20 protein-coding genes, 1 tRNA gene and 1 pseudogene are annotated in these 20,442 nt (G+C 70.3%); 13 read left to right on the top strand and 9 right to left on the bottom strand.

Annotation, left to right across the window (positions count from 1 at the left end; all coding sequences use genetic code 11):
* Positions 1 to 31: 31 nt before the first annotated feature.
* Positions 32 to 1,183 carry a P1 family peptidase gene (locus OG936_RS14035; protein ID WP_406494972.1) on the bottom strand — a complete coding sequence of 384 codons (1,152 nt, stop codon included), beginning with the start codon at positions 1,181 to 1,183 and terminating at the stop codon, positions 32 to 34.
* Between the two features lie 77 nt (positions 1,184 to 1,260).
* A complete protein-coding gene (locus tag OG936_RS14030) occupies positions 1,261 to 1,497 on the bottom strand; it encodes a hypothetical protein (protein WP_406494970.1) in 237 nt (78 codons plus the stop codon).
* Between the two features lie 95 nt (positions 1,498 to 1,592).
* Between OG936_RS14030 and OG936_RS14025 the strand changes: the two genes are divergently transcribed.
* The 3 genes and pseudogenes from OG936_RS14025 (at position 1,593) to OG936_RS14015 (ending at position 2,261) form a co-directional block, all read left to right on the top strand.
* The gene (locus tag OG936_RS14025; protein ID WP_406494968.1) at positions 1,593 to 1,781 is read left to right on the top strand and encodes a hypothetical protein; all 189 of its coding nucleotides are present in this window, start codon (positions 1,593 to 1,595) and stop codon (positions 1,779 to 1,781) included.
* Positions 1,754 to 1,948, top strand: a pseudogene (locus tag OG936_RS14020) (hypothetical protein); the annotation flags it as partial. The gene OG936_RS14025 and the pseudogene OG936_RS14020, both read left to right, overlap by 28 nt.
* Positions 1,949 to 2,051: 103 nt before the next feature.
* Positions 2,052 to 2,261, top strand: coding sequence for a hypothetical protein (locus OG936_RS14015; RefSeq protein WP_383761863.1), 210 nt, complete (start codon positions 2,052 to 2,054; stop codon positions 2,259 to 2,261).
* A gap of 94 nt (positions 2,262 to 2,355) precedes the next feature.
* Here the strand turns inward: OG936_RS14015 and OG936_RS14010 are convergent, their stop codons facing one another.
* The 5 genes from OG936_RS14010 to OG936_RS13990 form a co-directional block, all read right to left on the bottom strand.
* Positions 2,356 to 2,895 carry a hypothetical protein gene (locus OG936_RS14010; protein ID WP_406494967.1) on the bottom strand — a complete coding sequence of 180 codons (540 nt, stop codon included), beginning with the start codon at positions 2,893 to 2,895 and terminating at the stop codon, positions 2,356 to 2,358.
* Positions 2,896 to 3,222: 327 nt separating this feature from the next.
* Positions 3,223 to 4,056 carry an S-methyl-5'-thioadenosine phosphorylase gene (locus OG936_RS14005; protein ID WP_383761869.1) on the bottom strand — a complete coding sequence of 278 codons (834 nt, stop codon included), beginning with the start codon at positions 4,054 to 4,056 and terminating at the stop codon, positions 3,223 to 3,225.
* 81 nt (positions 4,057 to 4,137) lie between these two features.
* The gene (locus OG936_RS14000) at positions 4,138 to 4,497 is read right to left on the bottom strand and encodes an FmdB family zinc ribbon protein (protein ID WP_406494965.1); all 360 of its coding nucleotides are present in this window, start codon (positions 4,495 to 4,497) and stop codon (positions 4,138 to 4,140) included.
* Between the two features lie 290 nt (positions 4,498 to 4,787).
* Positions 4,788 to 6,074 carry an MFS transporter gene (locus OG936_RS13995; protein WP_406494963.1) on the bottom strand — a complete coding sequence of 429 codons (1,287 nt, stop codon included), beginning with the start codon at positions 6,072 to 6,074 and terminating at the stop codon, positions 4,788 to 4,790.
* A gap of 481 nt (positions 6,075 to 6,555) precedes the next feature.
* Complete coding sequence (locus OG936_RS13990; protein ID WP_406500435.1) at positions 6,556 to 8,094, bottom strand: potassium/proton antiporter; 1,539 nt, start codon at positions 8,092 to 8,094, stop codon at positions 6,556 to 6,558.
* A gap of 288 nt (positions 8,095 to 8,382) precedes the next feature.
* Here OG936_RS13990 and OG936_RS13985 point away from each other — a divergent pair, with 288 nt between their 5' ends.
* Complete coding sequence (locus OG936_RS13985; RefSeq protein ID WP_406494961.1) at positions 8,383 to 11,133, top strand: penicillin acylase family protein; 2,751 nt, start codon at positions 8,383 to 8,385, stop codon at positions 11,131 to 11,133.
* Here the strand turns inward: OG936_RS13985 and OG936_RS13980 are convergent.
* Positions 11,123 to 11,710: a 5-formyltetrahydrofolate cyclo-ligase gene (locus OG936_RS13980; RefSeq protein ID WP_406494960.1), complete on the bottom strand. Its 588-nt coding sequence runs from the start codon at positions 11,708 to 11,710 to the stop codon at positions 11,123 to 11,125. The genes OG936_RS13985 and OG936_RS13980 overlap by 11 nt on opposite strands.
* Positions 11,711 to 11,814: 104 nt before the next feature.
* Between OG936_RS13980 and galU the strand changes: the two genes are divergently transcribed.
* The 9 genes from galU to OG936_RS13935 all read left to right on the top strand — a co-directional run bounded on the left by galU (position 11,815) and on the right by OG936_RS13935 (position 19,156).
* Positions 11,815 to 12,717 carry a UTP--glucose-1-phosphate uridylyltransferase GalU gene (gene galU, locus OG936_RS13975; protein WP_406494958.1) on the top strand — a complete coding sequence of 301 codons (903 nt, stop codon included), beginning with the start codon at positions 11,815 to 11,817 and terminating at the stop codon, positions 12,715 to 12,717.
* Between the two features lie 4 nt (positions 12,718 to 12,721).
* Entirely contained in the window at positions 12,722 to 14,032 is a 1,311-nt protein-coding gene (gene glp, locus OG936_RS13970) for a gephyrin-like molybdotransferase Glp (RefSeq protein ID WP_327349729.1), read from the top strand.
* Between the two features lie 125 nt (positions 14,033 to 14,157).
* Positions 14,158 to 14,658 carry a cyclic pyranopterin monophosphate synthase MoaC gene (gene moaC / locus OG936_RS13965; protein ID WP_383761890.1) on the top strand — a complete coding sequence of 167 codons (501 nt, stop codon included), beginning with the start codon at positions 14,158 to 14,160 and terminating at the stop codon, positions 14,656 to 14,658.
* 104 nt (positions 14,659 to 14,762) lie between these two features.
* Positions 14,763 to 15,263, top strand: a complete 501-nt coding sequence (locus OG936_RS13960) for a molybdenum cofactor biosynthesis protein B (protein WP_406500434.1) — start codon at positions 14,763 to 14,765, stop codon at positions 15,261 to 15,263.
* A gap of 17 nt (positions 15,264 to 15,280) precedes the next feature.
* On the top strand, positions 15,281 to 15,886 hold the full coding sequence (locus OG936_RS13955) for a GNAT family N-acetyltransferase (protein WP_406494956.1): 606 nt from the start codon (positions 15,281 to 15,283) through the stop codon (positions 15,884 to 15,886).
* 163 nt (positions 15,887 to 16,049) lie between these two features.
* On the top strand, positions 16,050 to 17,174 hold the full coding sequence (gene glpR, locus OG936_RS13950) for a gephyrin-like molybdotransferase receptor GlpR (protein WP_406494954.1): 1,125 nt from the start codon (positions 16,050 to 16,052) through the stop codon (positions 17,172 to 17,174).
* Between the two features lie 96 nt (positions 17,175 to 17,270).
* Positions 17,271 to 17,344 (top strand) — tRNA-Ala (locus OG936_RS13945).
* Between the two features lie 101 nt (positions 17,345 to 17,445).
* The gene (locus OG936_RS13940; RefSeq protein WP_406494953.1) at positions 17,446 to 17,610 is read left to right on the top strand and encodes a hypothetical protein; all 165 of its coding nucleotides are present in this window, start codon (positions 17,446 to 17,448) and stop codon (positions 17,608 to 17,610) included.
* 490 nt (positions 17,611 to 18,100) lie between these two features.
* Positions 18,101 to 19,156 carry a MarR family transcriptional regulator gene (locus OG936_RS13935; RefSeq protein ID WP_406494952.1) on the top strand — a complete coding sequence of 352 codons (1,056 nt, stop codon included), beginning with the start codon at positions 18,101 to 18,103 and terminating at the stop codon, positions 19,154 to 19,156.
* Between the two features lie 909 nt (positions 19,157 to 20,065).
* On the opposite strand, the gene OG936_RS13930 is transcribed toward OG936_RS13935, so the two are convergent.
* The gene (locus OG936_RS13930; RefSeq protein ID WP_406494951.1) at positions 20,066 to 20,416 is read right to left on the bottom strand and encodes a hypothetical protein; all 351 of its coding nucleotides are present in this window, start codon (positions 20,414 to 20,416) and stop codon (positions 20,066 to 20,068) included.
* Positions 20,417 to 20,442: the final 26 nt, after the last annotated feature.

The raw sequence follows: 20,442 nt of genomic DNA, 5'->3' as shown, positions 1-20,442 counted from the left end.
AGATGGTTCCTGGCGGTTCGTCCGAACTTTCTTACCCGGCAGGTGAGTCGAGGTCCGGGCGGCTTTGCGGCGACGGCCGTGATGGGGACCGGCTCGCGCCGTAGAGATCACTGTACGCGGGGTAGCCGCCCTCGCCGGGGCGGCCATTGACGCTCTGAGCTGCGCGGACGGCCTTCACGATGGCACGGGTCAGCGCGTCCGCGCCCGCCGCCAGGAGGTCGTTGAGCGCGATCGGGTTCTGCGGATCCAGTGACCGGACGCCGGTGGCCAGCGCGAAAACGGTGTCCCCATCGGTCAGCAGATGCACGGGGCGGACGGCGCGCGCCAGTCCGTCGTGCGCCGTACCCGCGAGCTTCTGCGCCTGGGCCCGGGTGAGGTCGGCGTCCGTGGCGACGACCGCGAGCGTGGTGTTGAGCGGGGTCGCCTCCCGGGCCTCGGCCAGGCGCTGTCGCGCCGCACGGTGGACCTCGGGCGCGGGGGGTACCGGAGGTTCGGCGGCGCCGTACTCCCCGTACAGCACTCCGGTCCCCGGATCGATCACCGAACCCGCCGCGTTCACCACGACGAGCGCGCCCACCGTGATCCCGGACGCCAGCCGCACGCTTGCCGTGCCGACCCCGCCCTTGAGCTGCCCGGCGACCGCCCCCGTACCGGCGCCGACATTCCCCTCGGCGACCGGCGCCCCGGTCTCCGTACCCGCCGCGTCCACCACCGCCGCGCGACCGGTCGACGCGTCCGGGCGGGCCCGCCAGTCGCCGCCCCGCCCCAGGTCGAAGACGCACGCGGCCGGAACGACCGGCACCACCTGCGCCGGATCGGGCCCGACCCGCACTCCGCGACCCTGTTCCTCCAGCCAGGCCATCACGCCGGACGCCGCGTCCAGTCCGTACGCGCTGCCGCCCGTCAGGACGACCGCATCGATGCGCTGCACCAGATTGCGCGGATCGAGCGCGTCCGTCTCCCGGGTGCCGGGGCCGCCACCGCGTACGTCGACGGCCGCGATCGCGCCGCCCTCGGGGGCGAGGACGACGGTGGTGCCGCTCAGCGCGCCCGCGCCCGGCACCTGCGCATGGCCGACGCGCAGCCCGGCCACATCGGTGAGCGCGTCGAGCGGCCCGGCGGACGGCGGCGGCGTGTGCTGCACGGCGGAGAGGCCGGTCGGCTCGTGCGGTTCTTGCGTCATCACGCGCTCCTCACAGGTTTCACCACTGGCAACTCACCACTCGCCGTCCGCCGGGGTGCCGCGCCACATCTGTGTGCTCACCCCGCCACCGCGGGCCGCCGGGACAGCAGCACCCCCACGGCCACGGTCGCCGCAGCCATCAGGCCGGCCGCGAACACGGCCCACTCCCCGGCGAACGTACAGGCCAGGATCGCCGGCGCGGCCACGGGGAGGGGCAGTTGCTCCGCGAGATCGCGCGTGAAGCGGCGGGCGTGCAGCGCCCACATCGTCAGCAGGAAGAGCGCGGAGGGCACGGTCGCCGCGGCGGTGGCCACCGTCGTTGGGACCCACGGCCTCCTCCACCGCGAGCTCGAGGTCCGAGCCGGTCGCGGCCGCGGAGCCGAAGATCAGGAAGTATCCGTATCCCCAGATGAACACCGACGATCCGCAGCACCGCCAGGTCACGTCCGTGCAGATCACCGGCGTGCTCGTCCTCGCCGCCGGGGTGCCGCGCGCCTTCGACGCGGGCGACTGGACGGTCGCACTGGCTGGGTCTCCGCGTACCATGCCCGGCGCATGTTCAAGGCCGGGCAGGAGAGAGAACGCTCCTCGAAACTGACGGCCTGGCTGGTTCTGGCCATGACCGTCGTCATCGGACAGCTCCGGGGCCCGACCGTCATCGTCGACGCGTGGACGGAGGGCAACACCGGCACGGCCTGGTGGGGCGCCGGTTTCCTCTGTCCGTCGTTCCTCGTCGTCCTCGGGCTGTGGCTGCCCGCCCCCGAAGGACCGCTGACCGTCGACGTTCCTCTGACCGTCGACGTTCCTCTGATCACAGACGTCCGGCTGACGGCCGCCGTGCCGCGGGCCGTCGCCGTACCCTGGATGCATGAGCACCGCCCCCGCCCCCGGCCCGCGCGATTCGAAGCCGTCCCAGCCGGAACAGCCGAAACCCGAACCGGCTCTGATCTTCGACGATCCGCTGGACCAGCAGTCCGCGGACGATACGGACCGAGGGTGGGGCGAGCGGGCCCCGGCCGGCGGCAGCGCCGCCGATCTGGCACGCTTCCTCGACGAGAAGCCGCCCCACCACATCTGAGCCCCCGCTCCGTGGTGGTCCGACGACGCTGCTGTCGGTTCTCCCGCGCACCGAGCCCCGCAGGGTCCTGATACTGACCATCCATCAGTACGCTTCAGCACAGGGTCACCGCCAGCCTGGCGGAGATGCCCGCACCGGCCAGCGACGCGGCCGTGCCCCGCGGTACGGACAGCACGATCAACGCACCGTCCTCCGCGGAACCCTCGGCCGGGGCCTGCGGTACGTCCACCACTCGCGCGCCCTTCGCCAGCACCCGGGCGTCGGATCCGGTTCTCTCGGCGGCGATGACATCGACGCGGTCGCCCGGCCGTAACAGCCGCACCGTCCCCGCATCCGCGATCCGGACCGGTGCGGACACCAACGGAGCCGTCCCCCGCGCCCGCTCCGCCGCCGCCCCGGCCGCACCCCCTGCCTCTGCTCCCGCACCATGCCCGGAATCGCTGCCCCCGCCGCTCCCGCCCAGCCCCGTCGCGGCCAGCGCCGCAGCAGTCAGGGCCAGTCCGGCGGCCATGGTGTGGCGTTGCCGCCACAGTGCCCGCCGCAATCGGTGCCCACCGCCTCCGCGCACCCGCAACGGTTCGAACGCGGGCACGCCACACGGCGGGGGAGCAGATGCCGGAGGACCTGGAGCCATCGTCGGAGCGGACCGCCCGGAGCGCGACGGGAACAGCGGGGATGGCGGGAACAGCGGGGACGGCGGGGACGGCGGGGACGGCGGGGACGGCGGGGACGGCGGGGACGGCGGGGAGGAGTGGGGTGTCTGTGACGACGGGAACATGGTCAGCACCACCTGGCGTGAGGAGTTTCGGACGAACAGCCCTCACGATCCACCGTCCGTGAATTTCCCGCCGAAGCCTGTGGACAGCCCCGGTTTTGTGGATAACTCCGTCACCCGGCCACCTCCGGGTCGCCCCCCGGCCCCTGGCCGCCCCGACTGCCCCGACTGCCCCGACTGCCCCGGCTAAGGAAGTTCGATCCCCGTCTCCAGCCCGTCCAGCGCACGCGAGCACGGGCAGTCGCGGTCCGCCTCGGCGGGCAGCGCGGCCACCACGCCGAAGAGCACTGCGCGCAGCCGGTCCACATTGGCCGCGAACACCTTCAGCACATCGCCGTGCGAGACGCCCTCCCCGGCCTCCGCCCCGGCGTCCAGGTCCGTCACCAGCGTCATCGTCGTGTAGCAGAGGCCCAGTTCACGGGCGAGGATCGCCTCCGGGTGCCCCGTCATCCCGACCACCGACCAGCCCATCGCCGCATGCCAGCGCGACTCCGCCCGGGTCGAGAAGCGCGGCCCCTCGACGACCACCAGCGTCCCGCCGTCCACCGGCTCCCAGCGCTTCGCGCGAGCCGCCGTCAGCGCGGCCCTGCGCCCCTCGGGGCAGTACGGGTCGGCGAAGCCCAGATGCAGGACATTCGACTCCGCGCCATCGGCCCGGATCTCCCCGTCGTAGAACGTCTGCGTACGAGCCTTGGTGCGGTCCACCATCTGGTCGGGTACGAGCAGCGTGCCCGGTCCGTACTCCGGACGCAGTCCGCCCACCGCGCACGGGCCGAGTACCTGTCGTACGCCGACGGAACGCAGCGCCCACATGTTGGCCCGGTAGTTGATGCGGTGCGGCGGCAGATGGTGGCCGCGTCCGTGGCGGGGAAGGAAGGCGACCCGGCGGCCGCCGACCTCGCCCAGGAAGAGGGAGTCGCTCGGCTGTCCGTACGGGGTGTCCACACGCAGCTCCGTGACGTCCTCCAGGAAGGAGTACAGGCCCGAGCCGCCGATGACACCGATCTCTGCGTTCGCCATGCGATCACAGTAGCGGCGCTGAAAAACGCCGGGGACCCCGCCGAACGGATCGGCGGGGTCCCCGGGGAGGTGCGGTGCGGGTCAGGCGGCCGACGTACCACTCGTCGAGGACGAAGAGGACGAAGAAGACGTCGAAGTCGAAGAAGAGGACGACGACGAGGACGCGGCAGCCGAGGAGGAGGCGGACGACTTCGCGTCCGACCCCGTCGACGACGAATCGGAACCGGTCGCCTTCGCCGAGGACGACGCGCTGCTCGACGAGGAGCCACGGCTGTCGTTCCGGTAGAAACCGGAACCCTTGAAGACAATGCCTACCGCCGAGAACACCTTCTTCAGGCGTCCTTCGCAGCTCGGGCACACGGTCAGGGCATCATCGGTGAACTTCTGCACCGCCTCGAGGCCCTCGCCGCATTCGGTGCACTGGTACTGATAGGTCGGCACTTGTCTTCCTCCTGGCACTCTCACTCGATGAGTGCTAACAGTCGTCCATGGTAACTGCTGCGGGCCGCTGTCTGCAGTAACGTCTGTCACCTGCCCGGTGGGCAGCGGTCAGGGTTCGGCCGTCGTGAGGGCCGTCGGCCCGGGTGAGAAGGCTGCCACATCATGCGGCGCCCGAGCCCGCAGGAGTCCGTATGAGTCACACCGGCGCATCCCGCCGACTCCGCGGTTCCAGTCGTTCCAGTGGCTTCCGCGGTTCCCATGAAATTCGAGTGATTCGAGCGCGGGAATCGTCATTCTCCGGCCGTGACAGCATCGCGGCGAACCGCACCACGCGCGGCCGTGACGGTCGCGCGGGCCGGTGCCAGCCTCGAACGCAGCGCGACGAGTATGACCAGTGCGAGTACGGTCCCGACCAGTGGCACGACGAAACCGGTGCTCGCGCCGTGGACGTCCGCGAGCCGTCCGGCGACCGTCACCGCAGCCGCCTGGCCGAGGGCGACCGAGCCCGTCAGCCAGGTGAACGCCTCGGTCCGGGCGGAGTCCGGAACCAATGCCTCCACCAACGTGTAGCCGCTGATCAGGGCCGGGGCGATGGACAGCCCGACCAGCAGTCCGAGCCCGGCCAGCAGCGGCACGGAGTGCACCGCCCACAGTCCGGACGCGGTCAGGGTCAGCGCCGCGTACCCGACGATCAGCCGCCGCCGCGGTCCGATCTTCCAGGCGATGGCGCCACAGGCGATACCGGCCAGCATGTTGCCGGCCGCGAAGACCCCGTACAGCAGGCCGTTCGCCCCCGGCCGGCCGATCTCCTCGGCGAAGGCGGTCAGCGAGACCTGCATGCCGCCGAAGACCGCGCCGATCCCCAGGAAGGCCACCGCGAGCACCCGGACACCCGGTACGGACAGTGCGGACGCGTGCCGCCGGGAGGTGCCGGGCGCGGCGTTGCGCACCGCGGGCTGGGTGCGGCGCTGCGCGGCGAAGAGCAGTCCGCCGACCAGGGTCAGGCCGGCCTCCGTGATCAGGCCTGCCGCCGGGTGCACCCCCGTGCACAGTGCGGTGGCGAGCACCGGGCCGATGACGAAGGTGAACTCGTCCGTCACCGATTCGAACGCGGCCGCGGTGGACAGCAACGGTGAAGCCTCGCGGCCCGGTGCCGCGCCCAGCAGGGCCGCCCAGCGGGCCCGGACCATCGGCCCGACCTGCGGAACCGACGCACCGGTCGGAACGGCAGCCACGAACAGCACCCACAGGGGCGCGTCCGCCAGCGCGAGCGCCGCCAGTGCCGACACGGACGCCGCGTGCACCAGGACACCGGGCAGCAGCACGGCGCGCTGGCCGAAACGGTCGGCGAGCTTGCCGGTCTGCGGCGCGAACAGGGCCATGGAGACACCGGTCACGGCGGCGACGGAGCCCGCGCTGCCGTACGAGCCGGTGGTGTGCTGAACCAGGAGCACGATGCCGATCGTCAGCATCGCGAAGGGCTGCCGTGCGGCGAAGCCCGGAAGGAGAAACGTCCACGCACCGGGGGTGCGCAGCAACTGCCCGTAACCGGGGCGGTCGGAGACCGTGGATGCCACGGTCCATGCCTTTCTGCCGCCTGGTGGCAGAGCTCCCGGAGCCGGCCGGCACGGGTGGTGCGGGCGCGTACGGGTGCTGCCGAGAGCTGTCCTCTTCGCGCGGAACTGCGGTAGATGCCGGGCGCTCAGCAGAGGCGGAGGACGCCACGACCGCCATACGGTCGCGCCAGCTCTGCATCAGGCAGAGTTGGTCGTTCGAGTTGGTCGTTCGAGTGGGGTGTTTGTGTGGAGCGTTCGCGTGGGGGTGTTCGGGTCGGTCGTCGGGCCGACCGGTCCCGTCCGTAGTAAGGGCCGAACAGGCATCCTTGATGATACAGGCGGACGCCCCCGCACACCTCTGAATGTGCAGTGGGCCTCCGCCCCCGCTTGGGATTGCCCCGCCTCGGATCGGCAGCACATGAGCCCTTGACCCGCGGCCACCTTCACCCCCGGTGACGTAGGAGCATCACGGGACGCAGGAGTCTCAGGTGACGCAGGAATCTCACTGGTGCGCTTTCGGTCCGTCGGTCTTCCCGCGCTTCGTCACGGTCTTGAGCGCGTGTGCCACATCCTGTGCCACATGGCTCCCGGCGAGGCTTTCGCCGCCCGTGCCGGTCGTCCCCAGCCAGCCCGCGAGCTTGCCGCCCTCGCCGACCGCGCGCAGCCGTTCCTCCGCGGCGTCACGCACCGGGTCGGTGGTGACCACCAGCAGTTCGTCGCCGTGCCGCAGTGCGGTCGACGGCGCCGGTACGAAGCTCTTCCCGTCCCGTACGACCAGCGTGACCGCGGCTCCGGCGGGCAACCGCAGCTCCCCGATCTCCACGCCGTGCATCTTCGACTTCCCGGGGATCGCCACCGACAGCAGATGGCCGCGCAACCGCTCCAGCGGCGCCGATTCGATGCCCAGGTCGGATGCCTCGGCCGGATCCTCGGCGATCTTCAGTGCCTTCGCCAGCCAGGGCAGGGTCGGTCCCTGGATGACGGTGTAGACGATGACGAGCACGAAGACGATGTTGAAGACCCGGGTGGAGCCCTCGATTCCGGACACCATCGGAATGGTCGCCAGGATGATGGGTACGGCGCCGCGCAGCCCCGCCCAGGACATGAGCGCCTTCTCCTGCCACGGCAGCCGGAACGGCGCCAGCGAGATGAAGACCTCCAGCGGCCGTGCGACCACGGTCAGGACCAGTCCCACGATGACCGCGGGCCAGAAGTCGGCGTACAGATCGTGCGGCGTGACCAGAAGTCCGAGCAGTACGAACATGCCGATCTGGGCCAGCCAGCCGAGCCCGTCGGCGAATCCGCGGGTGGCGGGCCAGTGCGGCAGCTTGGCGTTGCCGAGGATCACCGCGGCCAGGTAGACGGCGAGGAAGCCGCTGCCGTGGGCCATGGCGCCCGCCGCGTACGCGGACACCGCGATCGCCATCACGGCGATCGGGTACAGGCCGGACGCGGGCAACGCGACATGGCGCAGTCCGAACGAGCCGAGCCAGCCGACGGCGAGACCGACGGCCGCGCCGATCGCGAGTTCCAGGGCTATCTCGCCGACCAGTACGTACCAGCTGTCCACCGATCCCTTGGCCGAGAAGGCCACCACCAGGATCACCACAGGGGCGTCGTTGAAGCCGGACTCGGCCTCCAGTACACCCGTGATGCGGGCGGGCAGCGGCACCTTGCGCAGGACGGAGAAGACCGCGGCGGCGTCCGTCGACGAGACGACCGCGCCGATGATCAGTGACTGCCGCCAGTCCAGGCCGACCAGGTAATGGGCCCCGGCCGCGGTGACGCCGACACTCACCGCGACGCCGACGGTCGAGAGTATCGCCGCGGCCGGCAGCGCGGGCTTGATCTCTTTCCACTTCGTGCCCAGGCCACCCTCGGCGAGGATCACGACCAGTGCGGCATAGCCGATCACCTGGGTCAGTTCGGCGTTGTTGAACGTGACGTCGAAGATGCCGTCCTGCCCTATGGCGATCCCGATGCCCAGGTACAGGAGCAGGCTGGGGAGCCCGCTGCGGGACGAGATGCGCACCGCCGCCACCGCGACGAGCAGGACGAGTGAGCAGACGAGCAGGAGTTCGTTGAGCGCGTGGACAGTCAGTGGCCGTTCCTTCCCTGCGTACGCCTGCCGAATCGACCTTCGGCATCGGCTGTTCCCCGCCGACACTTCGTTACCTTACCTAATCTTTAACGCTTTCTTGACGCGCTCGAGCGTTCGTGCGATCGCTGTGGAATTCGAATCATTCCTATGCCGCGTCAGAGCCGCCCCGGTGCTGCGCCTATGGTTGCTCCTGCACTCCCAGGACCACCTGCCCCTCGAAGGACAGCGATGCCCGCCAACACAACTGCCTCTTCCGGCACCACCGGTTCCGCCGGTGGGAAGACCGGCAGGAAGAAGGGGCGACGTGCCCGCCTGTTCGTGATCGTTCTGGTGCTGGCGCTTGTCGCGGGTATCGGGTACGGCGCGTTCTGGTCCGTATCGACCGTGCGGGCCTCGTACCCGCAGACGACCGGGTCGCTGAAGCTCGACGGCCTCGACGGCAACGTCGACGTCAAGCGCGACTCCTACGGAATCCCGCAGCTGTACGCGGACTCCGACACCGATCTCTTCCGCGCCCAGGGCTTCGTGCAGGCGCAGGACCGCTTCTGGGAGATGGACGTCCGCCGCCACATGACGGCGGGCCGGCTCTCCGAGATGTTCGGTTCCGGCCAGGTCGAGACGGACTCCTTCCTGCGCACGCTCGGCTGGCACAAGGTCGCGCAGGAGGAGTACGACAAGGTCCTGTCCCCGGACACCAAGAAGAACCTCCAGGCGTACGCGGACGGCGTCAACGCCTACCTGAAGGGGCGCGACGGCAAGGACATCTCCGTCGAGTACGCCGCCCTCGGCTTCACCAACGACTACAAGCCGGCCGAGTGGACCCCGGTCGACTCCGTCGCCTGGCTCAAGGCCATGGCCTGGGACCTGCGCGGCAACATGCAGGACGAGATCGACCGCTCGCTGATGACCAGCAGGCTCGACGCGAAGCAGATCGAGGACCTGTACCCGGCCTACCCGTACGACAAGCACAAGCCGATCGTCGACGGGGGCGCGATCTCCCCGGTCACCGGGAAGTTCGACCCGGACGCGACACCGTCGACGAGCCTCGGCTCGAACACCGTGGTGGGCGCCACCGAGGGCCTGAACACCCAGCTCTCCTCGCTCTCCGACACCCTCGACCAGATCCCGGCGCTCCTCGGCCCGAACGGGACCGGCATCGGGTCCAACTCCTGGGTGGTCTCCGGCAAGTACACGACGACCGGCAATCCGCTGCTCGCCAACGACCCGCACCTGGCGCCGCAGCTGCCCTCGCTCTGGTACCAGATGGGGCTGCACTGCCGCCAGATCTCGGCGAAGTGCCAGTACGACACCGCCGGCTACACCTTCTCCGGCATGCCGGGCGTGGTCATCGGCCACAACCAGGACATCGCCTGGGGCTTCACCAACCTCGGCGCGGACGTCACCGACCTCTTCCTGGAGAAGGTCTCCGGCGACGGCTACCTGTACGACGGCAAGGTCGAGCCCTTCACCGTCCGCGAGGAGACCATCAAGGTCGCGGGCGGCAAGAGCCGGCAGATCACCGTCCGCGAGACCAACAACGGTCCGCTGGTCTCCGACCGCAGCAGCGAACTGGAGAAGGTCGGCCAGAAGGCCCCCGTCGCCAACGCGGCCCCCGACCGGGCCGAGGGTTACGCGGTCGCCCTGAAGTGGACCGCGCTGGACCCCGGCCACTCCATGGACGCCGTCTTCGAGCTCAACCGGGCCAAGGACTTCCCGTCCTTCCGCAAGGCGGCCGCGCACTTCGAGGTTCCCTCGCAGAACCTCATCTACGCCGACACCAAGGGCCACATCGGCTACCAGGCACCCGGAAAGATCCCGGTCCGCCTCCAGGGCGACGGCACGATGCCCAGCCCCGGCTGGTCCTCGGAGCACGGCTGGAAGAAGGACCCGGTCCCGTTCGACGAGCTGCCCCACGGGTACGACCCGAAGCGCGGCTACATCGTCACCGCCAACCAGGCCGTCATCGACGAGAACACGTACGCCCCCATGCTCACCAAGGACTGGGGTTACGGCTCCCGCAGCCAGCGGATCAACGACCTCATCGAGTCGAAGATCAAGGGCGGCGGGAAGATCTCGACCGAAGACATGCAGAAGATGCAGATGGACAACACCAGCGAGATCGCCGCGCTGCTGGTGCCCGAGCTGATGAAGATCAACATCTCGGACAAGAGTGTCCGCGAGGCGCAGAAGCTGCTGGAGGGCTGGGACTACACCCAGGAGCCCGACTCGGCCGCCGCCGCGTACTTCAACGCGGTCTGGCGCAACATCCTGAAGCTGGCCTTCGGCGACAAGCTGCCCAAGGAGCTGCGGGTCAAGGGCGAGTGCCTGTACGTGCCGCGGGCCGACAACTCGGGCCCGGTCGACGAGCAGGGCAAGCTGGTGCGCGAGTGCGGCCGGCGCGACGCGGACACGGCACAGCCGGACGGCGGCGACCGCTGGTACCAGGTCGTCGAGCGGCTGATGAAGGACACGAAGAGCGACTGGTGGAAGTCGCCGGAGCGCGGCCGCGCCGAGGCGACCGAGAACCGCGACCAGCTCTTCGCCCGAGCCATGGAAGACGCCCGCTGGGAGCTGACCGCCAAGCTCGGCAAGGACATCACCACCTGGAACTGGGGCCGGCTGCACCGGCTGACCCTGAAGAACCAGACCCTCGGCACCGAGGGCCCCGGTCTGCTCCAGCGGGCCCTCAACCGCGGCCCGTGGAACCTCGGCGGCGGCGAGGCCGCGGTGAACGCCACCGGCTGGAACGCGGCGGGCGGCTACGACGTCGTCTGGGTGCCGTCCATGCGGATGGTGGTCAACGTGGGGGACTGGGACAAGTCCCGCTGGATCAACCTCACCGGCGCCTCCGGGCACGCGTTCAGCGCGCATTACACCGATCAGACCGACAAGTGGGTCAACGGCGAACTGCTCGGCTGGTCCTTCGGGACCAACGCCGTCGCCGCGTCGACGACCGACACCCTGACCCTCAAACCGTAGGACCCGTCCGGCGGGTCATGGCCGGAGTCACCACCGCGTCCACGGGGTGGTCGTGCGGTTCCTCGGGGACCCGCGCGACCACCTCGTCGTCGTACAGCAGGACGACCAGCAACGGATGCGCACCCGCCGCGGCGAGCCGGGCCAGCACCCGGTCGTAACTGCCGCCGCCGCGGCCCAGCCGCATCCCGCGCGGGTCCACCGCGAGACCCGGCAGCAGGACCACCTCGGCGTCCAGAACGGCATCGGGGCCGAGCCGTTCGCCGTCCGGTTCCAGCAGTCCGCGACCGGCCGGGACCAGACGGCCGGCTCCCTCGTACGGCGCCCAGTCCAGATCGTTGTCCGCCAGGAGCACCGGCAGCAGCACCCGCACGCCCCGCGCGCGCAGTGCGTCCAGCAGGGGACGGGTGCCCGGCTCGCTCCCCACCGAGACGTACGCGGCGACGGTGCGGGCCCCGGAGAGCTCCGGAAGACGCAATGCGCCCCGGGACAGAACCACCGCGGCGTCGTCCACGTCTTCGTTGGTCAGAAGGCGCCGCGCGGCCAGCAGTTCACGCCGGAGAAGCGCCTTTCGTGACATGTCAGTATTCAATGGGCACCTGAATTTCTCTTAGGTTCATATAGGCGTACAAAGTTAACCGGAACCTCATCTTCCGCCCATACGTACCGGTTATGGTTCTGCGCATGACTCAGTCGCACACCAGGATCAGCAAGGCTGTCATCCCGGCGGCAGGACTCGGTACCCGCTTTCTGCCGGCCACCAAAGCCACTCCCAAGGAGATGCTGCCGGTCGTCGACAAGCCCGCAATCCAGTACGTCGTCGAAGAAGCGGTGGCCGCCGGCCTCTCCGACGTCCTGATGATCACCGGCCGCAACAAGCGTCCCCTTGAGGACCACTTCGACCGCAACTACGAACTGGAGTCCGCGCTCACCCGCAAGGGAGACGCCGAACGGCTCCAGAAGGTCCAGGAGTCGAGCGACCTGGCCACCATTCACTACGTCCGGCAGGGCGATCCGCGCGGTCTCGGTCACGCCGTGCTGTGCGCCTCGCCGCACGTCGGCGACCAGCCGTTCGCGGTCCTCCTCGGCGACGACCTGATCGACCCGCGCGACCCGCTGCTGGCCCGCATGGTCGAGATCCAGGAGCGCGAGGGCGGCAGCGTCGTCGCGCTGATGGAGGTCGCGCCGGAGCAGATCCACATGTACGGCTGCGCGGCCGTGGAGCCCACCGCCGAGGGCGATGTGGTGCGCGTCACCGGCCTCGTCGAGAAGCCCGACAGGGCGGAAGCACCCAGCAACCTCGCCATCATCGGCCGCTACGTCCTCGACCCCGCCGTCTTCGGCATACTGCGCAGGACCGAGCCGGGGCGCGGCGGCGAGATCCAGCTGACCGACGCCCTGCAAATCCTCGCCGAGGACGAGAAGATCGGCGGCCCCGTGCACGGCGTCGTCTTCAAGGGGCGCCGCTATGACACCGGTGACCGGAGCGACTACCTCCGTGCCATTGTCAGACTCGCGTGCGAACGTGAAGACCTGGGCCCGGACTTCAGGACCTGGCTCCGCAGTTACGTCACCGAGGAGTTGTAGCACCTTGAGCAGCACGATCTGGTCGGTGGACGAGCACCTGGAAGACATTCTCGGCGCGGTGCGACCGCTCGAACCCATCGAGCTGCAACTGCACGATGCGCAGGGCTGCGTCCTCGTCGAGGATGTCGTCGTGGAGATCGCCCTGCCCCCCTTCGACAACAGCTCGATGGACGGGTACGCGGTCCGCGTCGCCGATGTCGAGGGCGCCGACGAGGAGTTCCCCGCGGTGCTCACCGTCATCGGTGACATCGCGGCCGGCAGCGACGGGCTGCCCGGGGACCGGCGCGTCGGCCCCGGTGAGGCCGCCCGCATCATGACCGGCGCCCCGCTGCCGGAGGGCGCCGAGGCCGTGGTCCCGGTCGAGTGGACCGACGGGGGTACGGGCGGCGGCCCGGCCGACACGATGCGCGCCCACCGAGACGCCCCGGAGGGTGCGGGCGGCGAGGTCCGCGTCCACCGCTCCGTCGAGGCCCGCGCCCATGTCAGGGACCGCGGCAGCGACGTCAGGCCGGGCGATCTGGCCCTGAGCGCCGGGTCGGTGATCGGCCCGCCCCAGATCGGTCTGCTCGCCGCGATCGGCCGTTCCACGGTGAAGGTGCGGCCCCGGCCGCGCGTCGTCGTCATCTCGACCGGCAGCGAGCTGGTGCAGCCCGGCGAGGAGCTGACCGGCGGCCGGATCTACGACTCCAACAGCTTCGCGCTCACGGCCGCCGCCCGGGACGCCGGAGCGATCGCCTACCGGGTCGGCGCCGTCACCGACGACGCCGACACGCTCCGCGCCACGATCGAGGACCAGCTGATCCGCGCCGACATCGTCGTCACCACCGGTGGCGTCAGCGTCGGCGCGTACGACGTCGTCAAGGAAGCCCTGTCCTCGATGGGCGACGAGGACGAGCCCGGCAGCGGCATCGACTTCCGCAAGCTGGCCATGCAGCCCGGCAAGCCGCAGGGCTTCGGCTCGATCGGCCCCGACCACACCCCGCTGCTGGCGCTCCCGGGCAACCCCGTCTCGTCGTACGTCTCCTTCGAGCTGTTCGTACGGCCCGCGATCCGCGCCCTGATGGGTCTTCAGGACGTGAACCGTCCCACCGCCCGGGCCACGCTGAACACCGACAAGGCGCTCTCCTCACCGGCCGGCCGGCGCCAGTTCCTGCGCGGTACGTACGACGCGGAGGCCGGCACCGTCACCCCCGTCGGCGGCTCCGGATCGCATCTGATCGCGGCCCTCGCACAGGCGGACGCGCTGATCGTGCTGCCCGAGGACGTCACCTCCGCCGAACCCGGCACGGACACCGAGGTGATCCTGCTCCGCTGATCCCCGGGCGGTGGCGGTACGGTATCTGCCGCTGTGCCGTCCCGGGGACACCCCCGGGCCCCTCGGCCCGCACCAGTGGTGCGGGCCGGTCGGACAACCGGCGCCCTACCGCGAGGCGGAGTGAGTTGAGTACGCAGAACAGGCTGACGCACATCGACGAGGCGGGCGCGGCCCGCATGGTCGACGTCTCGGAGAAGGCCGTCACCGCGCGCGCCGCCAGCGCCAGTGGCCGGGTCCTCGTCTCGCCGCGCGTCATCGAGCTGCTCCGCGGCGAAGGCGTACCCAAGGGCGACGCCCTCGCCACCGCCCGGATCGCCGGGATCATGGGCGCCAAGCGCACCCCCGAGCTGATTCCGCTCTGCCACCCGCTCGCCGTCTCCGGCGTCAAGGTCGAGCTGAGCGTCGCCGACGACGCGGTGGAGATCCTCGCCACGGTGAAGACCACGGACCGCACCGGCGTCGAGATGGAGGCCCTGACGGCCGTCTCGGTCGCCGCGCTCACCGTGATCGACATGGTCAAGGCGGTCGACAGGGCGGCGGTCATCACGGACGTGCGGGTCGAGTCGAAGTCGGGCGGCAAGTCCGGCGAGTACCGGCGCACCGCGCCGGACGGAGCGGACGCGTGACGGCGCCCGACGCGGCAGCCCCCGGCGGGCCGGACGAGAACGCAACGTCCGGAACCGGGCAGTCCGGCGCCGGCCGACCGGCCGAGCCTCCGCTCGGTGGCGCGCTGACCGCCCCGTACGCGGCCCTCGTCGTGACCGCGTCGAACCGCGCCTTTGCCGGGGTCTACGCGGACAAGGGCGGCCCCCTGATCTCCGAGGCGCTCACGCGGCTCGGCTTCGCCGTCGACGGACCGCGGGTCGTGCCCGACGGCGACCCGGTCGAACAGGCGCTGCGCGCCGGCGTGGCCGCCGGGTACGACGTCATCGTCACCACCGGAGGTACGGGCATCTCGCCCACCGACCGCACCCCCGACGCCACCCGTCGCGTCCTCGACCACGAGATCCCCGGCATCCCCGAGGCGATCCGCGCCGAGGGCCGCGACAAGGTGCCCACCGCCGCGCTCTCCCGGGGCCTCGCGGGCGTCGCCGACCGCACACTCATCGTGAACCTGCCGGGCTCCACCGGCGGGGTGCGCGACGGCCTCGCCGTCCTCGAACGTCTCCTGGTGCACGCCGTCGACCAGCTTCGCGGCGGCGATCACCCCCGACCCGGGAGCCCGAGCTGAACGTCCCGACCTGGCCGGTGGTCCTTACGGACGGAGCGGTCACCCTTCGCCCGGTGAAACTGCGCGACCAGCGCATGTGGCGCGAGGTCAACCGGCGCAACCGTGACTGGCTGCGTCCCTGGGAGGCGACCGTGCCGCCGCCCGCCCCGGGCGGCCCGGTGGCCCAGCGCCCCACCTACCGTCAGATGGTCCGTCATCTGCGCCTGGAGGCCAACGCGGGCCGGATGCTGCCCTTCGTCATCGAGTACGAGGGCCGGCTGGTCGGCCAGCTGACGGTCGCCGGCATCACCTGGGGCTCGATGTGCTCGGGCCATGTCGGCTACTGGGTCGACCAGGACGTGGCGGGCCGCGGTGTGATGCCGACAGCCGTCGCCCTCGCGGCCGACCACTGCTTCCAAAGGGTCGGACTGCACCGCATCGAGGTGTGCATTCGTCCGGAGAACCGGCCCAGCAGAAGGGTCGTCGAGAAACTGGGATTCCGTGAGGAAGGCCTGCGTCCGCGCTATCTCCACATCGACGGCGCCTGGCGGGACCATCTGATCTACGCGCTCACCGCGGAGGAAGTGCCCGAGGGGCTGCTCCGGCGTTGGCACCAGGCACGACCCGGAACACCACGGAAATGAAATAAGTGTTCGATATCGATCGGCGCGTGACCACAAATGAACGCGCAAACATGCGCCGCCGATCTGAACAATCACAAAAAAAGTCTTTGAGATCAGCCGGATCGTGCGACACACCGGGCCAATTGGCGGATGCCTCCGGGTAAACCCCTCTACGGTGTGAGACGTGAGCAGCAGCGGCCTCATCTACGCAGTCATCGTCGGGGCCTGGGCCGCCTACTTGGTGCCGATGTGGCTCCGCAGGCAGGACGAGCTCAACGAAGCCCGTCCGACGGAACGCTTCAGTACCGCCATCCGGCTGCTGTCCGGACGGGCGGCGATGGAACGCCGGTACGCCAAGGAGTTGCGGGAGCGCACCGCCGAGGAGGCGGGGCCCGACGCCGACCCGGACGTCGACACGGACCGTATGGATTCCGTGGACGTCCGGGCCTTCGCCGCGCCTCCGGCGCATACCGAAGCCCGGTTGCACGACCCGGCACATCCGCCCGAGCGCACGGACCGGGAACGCCCCGCATCCGCACGGCGCGCGCGCCCGCGCCCGCGCCCGGGCGGGGCGGACGCCGAGCGGATCCGGCACGCCCAGCGCCTGCAGGTCCTCGCGCGCCGTCGGCGTACCACTGTCGTCCTCTTCCTCGCCTTCACTCTCGGCGCGATCGTCGCGGCGGTCGGCGGACTCGGCTTCCTGTGGGCGCCCGCGGTTCCGGCGGTGCTGCTGAGCACGTACATCGTGCATCTGCGCGCCCAGGAGCGGCGCCGGTTCGCCTTCACCATGGACCGGCGGCGGGCCGAGGTCGCGGCGCAGCATCTGCGCGAGAACCGCCCCCGCAGGCACCAGCCGGCCGCGTCGGCCCCCGCAGAGGCCGACGAGGAGCCCGAGGCGCGCCGCCCCGAGCCCGAGCCCGCACCCGCGGTCTCCCCGCAGGAGGCCGGCCGCCGCGCCCTGGTCGAGCAGACGGACCACGCGGAATGGGTCGACCAGCAGCGCGAACGCGGCCGGGGCCAGGGTGACAGCTGGGAGCCCGTCCCGGTCCCGCTGCCGACGTACGTCACCGCCCCGGTCGCCCCGCGCGCCACGGGCGGCGTCGAGGTCGGCAACCCGGAGGCCTGGAGCGCGGCCCGCTCCAGCGCCGCGGAACCCACCCGGACGGGCACCTCGCACGCCGCGGCACCTTCCGTCGACCCGGCACCGCGCCAGCGCACCAACCAGTCCCGCCGCACCCGAGACCGCGGCCGGACCCCGCTCTTCGACCAGTACGAGGACGGGGAACGCCCTCGTGCCGCCAACGAGTGAGACCGCCGTCCCCCGCTGCGACACAGACTCGGCTGACCAGCACGTAACGGATTTCCGAGCACCCCCGCGGGGGTGCTAGAGTTTCACTCGTTGCAAGGGCCTGTGGCGCAGTCTGGTAGCGCACCTCGTTCGCATCGAGGGGGTCTGGGGTTCAAATCCCCACAGGTCCACCGCACATTAAGGATCCCGGTCCGACGATCATCGTCGGACCGGGATCCTGTCGTTTCAGGCATGGTTGGTACCCAAGTCTGTTCACCCACCCGCTTGGGCGATGTTCGTGGGTCGCGCCCACCACCTCCATGGCCGCAAGTACGCCATCGACGCCGCCTTTGCCGATATTGCCGGAGCCGTGCCCCGGCCGGTCACCGTTCTCACTTCCGGCCTGGAGGACCTCGCGCCCCTCTACGGCCCCACGGTAGAGATCGTCAAGGTGTGAAACCTCGCCGCACCCGAACCGCACCCGAGGCCGACGATGCCTGCCATCTGCGACGGAACCGCTGGGCGTGGACCGCGAGCACCGCATTGGACGGTTCATGATCATGTGCGCTCACGGAATCCCCCGCAGCCCGAGCCTCGGGAGCCGGGATTCCGGAACCGGGCTTCGGGGTTCGAGGCCCGGGAGGGGCCCGCCTACTTTTTCGTGGCCACGGGGACGGCGCCGCGCCCGAGTCTTGAGCTTCGGGATCCGGGCGTCGGGGCCCGGGCTTCGGTACCCGAGCCGTGTCTTACAACCGGTAGGTAAAAGAAGGGGATTGGGGAAACCTACCTACCCGCCCTGACCCGTCACGGCCAGCAAGTATGACTAATCGTGACCGACTTGCGGCGCGGAGTCGCGACTGCTTACGGTGCCCCCAACGTAACGACCCCGACGCGGTGTTAGCAGCACCGAGCCGGGGTCTCACCTCAAGATCGAAAGAGGCGATCCCTTGGCTACCCAGAACCTTAGCCCTGCCCTGTGCGCGCCCGCATCCTCGCGCCCGTACCCGAAGGCGAAGCCCGGCTACGGGAAGCGATCCGTACCGGACCAGCACCCGCCCCACAACGACGATTTCACGTTTCTGCCCGAGCGCGAGCGGCACATCGCGGGCTACGTCGACAAACTGCCTGACGGCGCGGCCATGGACATCAAGTCGCTGGCCAAGTGCCAGCCGCTGTACGGGCAGATGGCCGTCGGCAGTGCGCTGCGGGCCCTGGGAGTGGCCGGTCACCTGCGCCACGTACGGTGCCTGACCGGCGAAGGCGGCCAGGCCCGCTGGGTCACCCGCACCTTCTGGTCCCGCACAGCCCGCGACAACGAGTGGTGGACCACCTTCCTCGCCGCCGAGGAGAGCTGCCCCGTACCGCAGGAGACCACAGTGGCCATCGCGCCCCCGCCGCAGTGGGCCCCTGCCGATCCCGCCGCACCCCGGGCAGATGTCCCGGCCGAAGCGGCCGCACCCGTAGCGGTACCGCCACCCGTCCCGGCCGTGCCGCAGCAGCGCACTGCGGAGCCGAAGTGCGCCAAGGGTGCCTCGGGGCACCCCTCGCTCGCCTTCCTCGCCCTGGCTCAACTCGGCCGTACCGAACCCCGCTTGGCCCTCTCCGCCGCAGACTGCACAGCGCTGGAGCAGACGGCCGCCGAGTGGTTCGCACGCGGTGTCGACGCCGACTACCTCACGCACGCCCTCACCGCCGGACTTCCTGCGGCTGTCGACTCGCCCGCCGGTTTCGTCAGGCGTCGCCTCCTCGACAAGATCCCGCCCCGCCTCCCCGCCACCCCGGCACCGGCTGCGCCGGGCTCTCCCGTACGCCGTCTGATGGTCGAGTGCACCGAATGCGGCGCACCCGGTAAGTACGAGGCGTTCCGCGACGGGCTGTGCGGCCCCTGCTGCCAACCCGCTCCGGGCCCTGCCGCCCACCCTGCCCCCGAGGCAGCCCCCGGCATCGAACGCGACATCCAGGCGCATGTGAACCGTCTTCGCGAGCAGTTGAAGCTGCGTTGACGCCTCCTGCGCCAGGTCTTTCCGGTGTCCGGGTCCTTGAATTCCACCTCCTTCGACGGCCGCTCCGCGCCGCGGCCCCCGCTCTGCCGATGCCGGAGCATCGCCGTCGGACGGAAGGCAGGGTGCGGCCGGCCCTGTGCAGGCAGCCGATTTGGCCGACGGTGTCCGCCCTGGCCAGGACCCGGACGCTGATCGCGTATGCGCAGGGTGAACTGGCGCCTGGCCGCGATCCCCGGTGCGTCCTTTGCCGCCCGTCTCCAGGCGGCCCGCCGAGGGGACGGTTTCGTAGCCTTGACGGTCAAGGGGCCCGAACTCCCTGGTGTGGCCGATCAGTTGGCGGAACGCTTCGATGCGACGCCGCTCGCCCTGGGCGAGCTCCTTCTCACGACACTGCGGGAGCTTGCCGTGGAGCAGCGGGCGCCGCGTTCGCTGCCTCCGGCAGCGTCGGTGCGGGCCTCGCCTCCTACGCGCGACTGGCGTTGGAGCGGGTCGCGGAGCTGGCCACGGCTTCGGGCCCATGCACGGTGCTGCTCGCCCACTACTGGCAGGTGGGGGTATGGGAGTTGCTGGTCGCGTTGCAGAACGCCGCAGGGCGCCCAGCCGACCCCCGCACGGCCCGTGGCTTCTCGTCCCCATGGAGGATCCCGAGGCCTCGCCCGCTCTGGATGGATGTCGTGGACCGGGCGACCGGGTGGGTGGTGCTCGACGGGCTGTTCCTGAAGGAGTTGAAGTCAGGGGCGTGCGAGCAGGCGAGCTGTCGGGTTCCCTGGCCCTGGCCCGGGGGGGCTTGTCGTTGGGACTGTTCCGCTGATTCGTGGTGGTTAAGAGAAGGCGAGTCTTCGGAACGTGGGAGTGGAGCCGTCCCTGACCTGAATGCTGCGAGGGAACCCTATTCTCTTCACGAACGGCTCACGAGAAGAGCGATGTTTCGGTGATAGATACTTCTGGGAATACCTGCAATCTGAGCTCTCCTGTGGTGTCTCTAGTTTCGAATTCCACGACGATTTTTGTCTCGCCATCTCCCTCCTGAACGCGGAGAAGAATCGCACCTTCTCTGAACAGATTCAAAATGACCTTGCCGGATGGTGTGCACCAGCGTACAGTTACCGACTGTCCGACTGCGTCGTACGACAATGTCAAGTCTTCGCCTGTGACATCGGCGAGATTTACAGTCCTCTGAGTCTCCCCAGTGATCTCTGGTTCGACTCCCAGTGCGTTGACGACGTCCTGGGGGTCAGGTGTGACGAATTCGGCTGGCAAGAAATTTCCTCCTGGATTTCGCGTGC

It is taken from the genome of Streptomyces sp. NBC_00846 (assembly GCF_045207325.1).
Classification (GTDB): domain Bacteria; phylum Actinomycetota; class Actinomycetes; order Streptomycetales; family Streptomycetaceae; genus Streptomyces.
The sequence above is the reverse complement of the archived record's forward strand: the minus strand, read 5'-3'. Positions and strand labels throughout refer to the sequence as shown.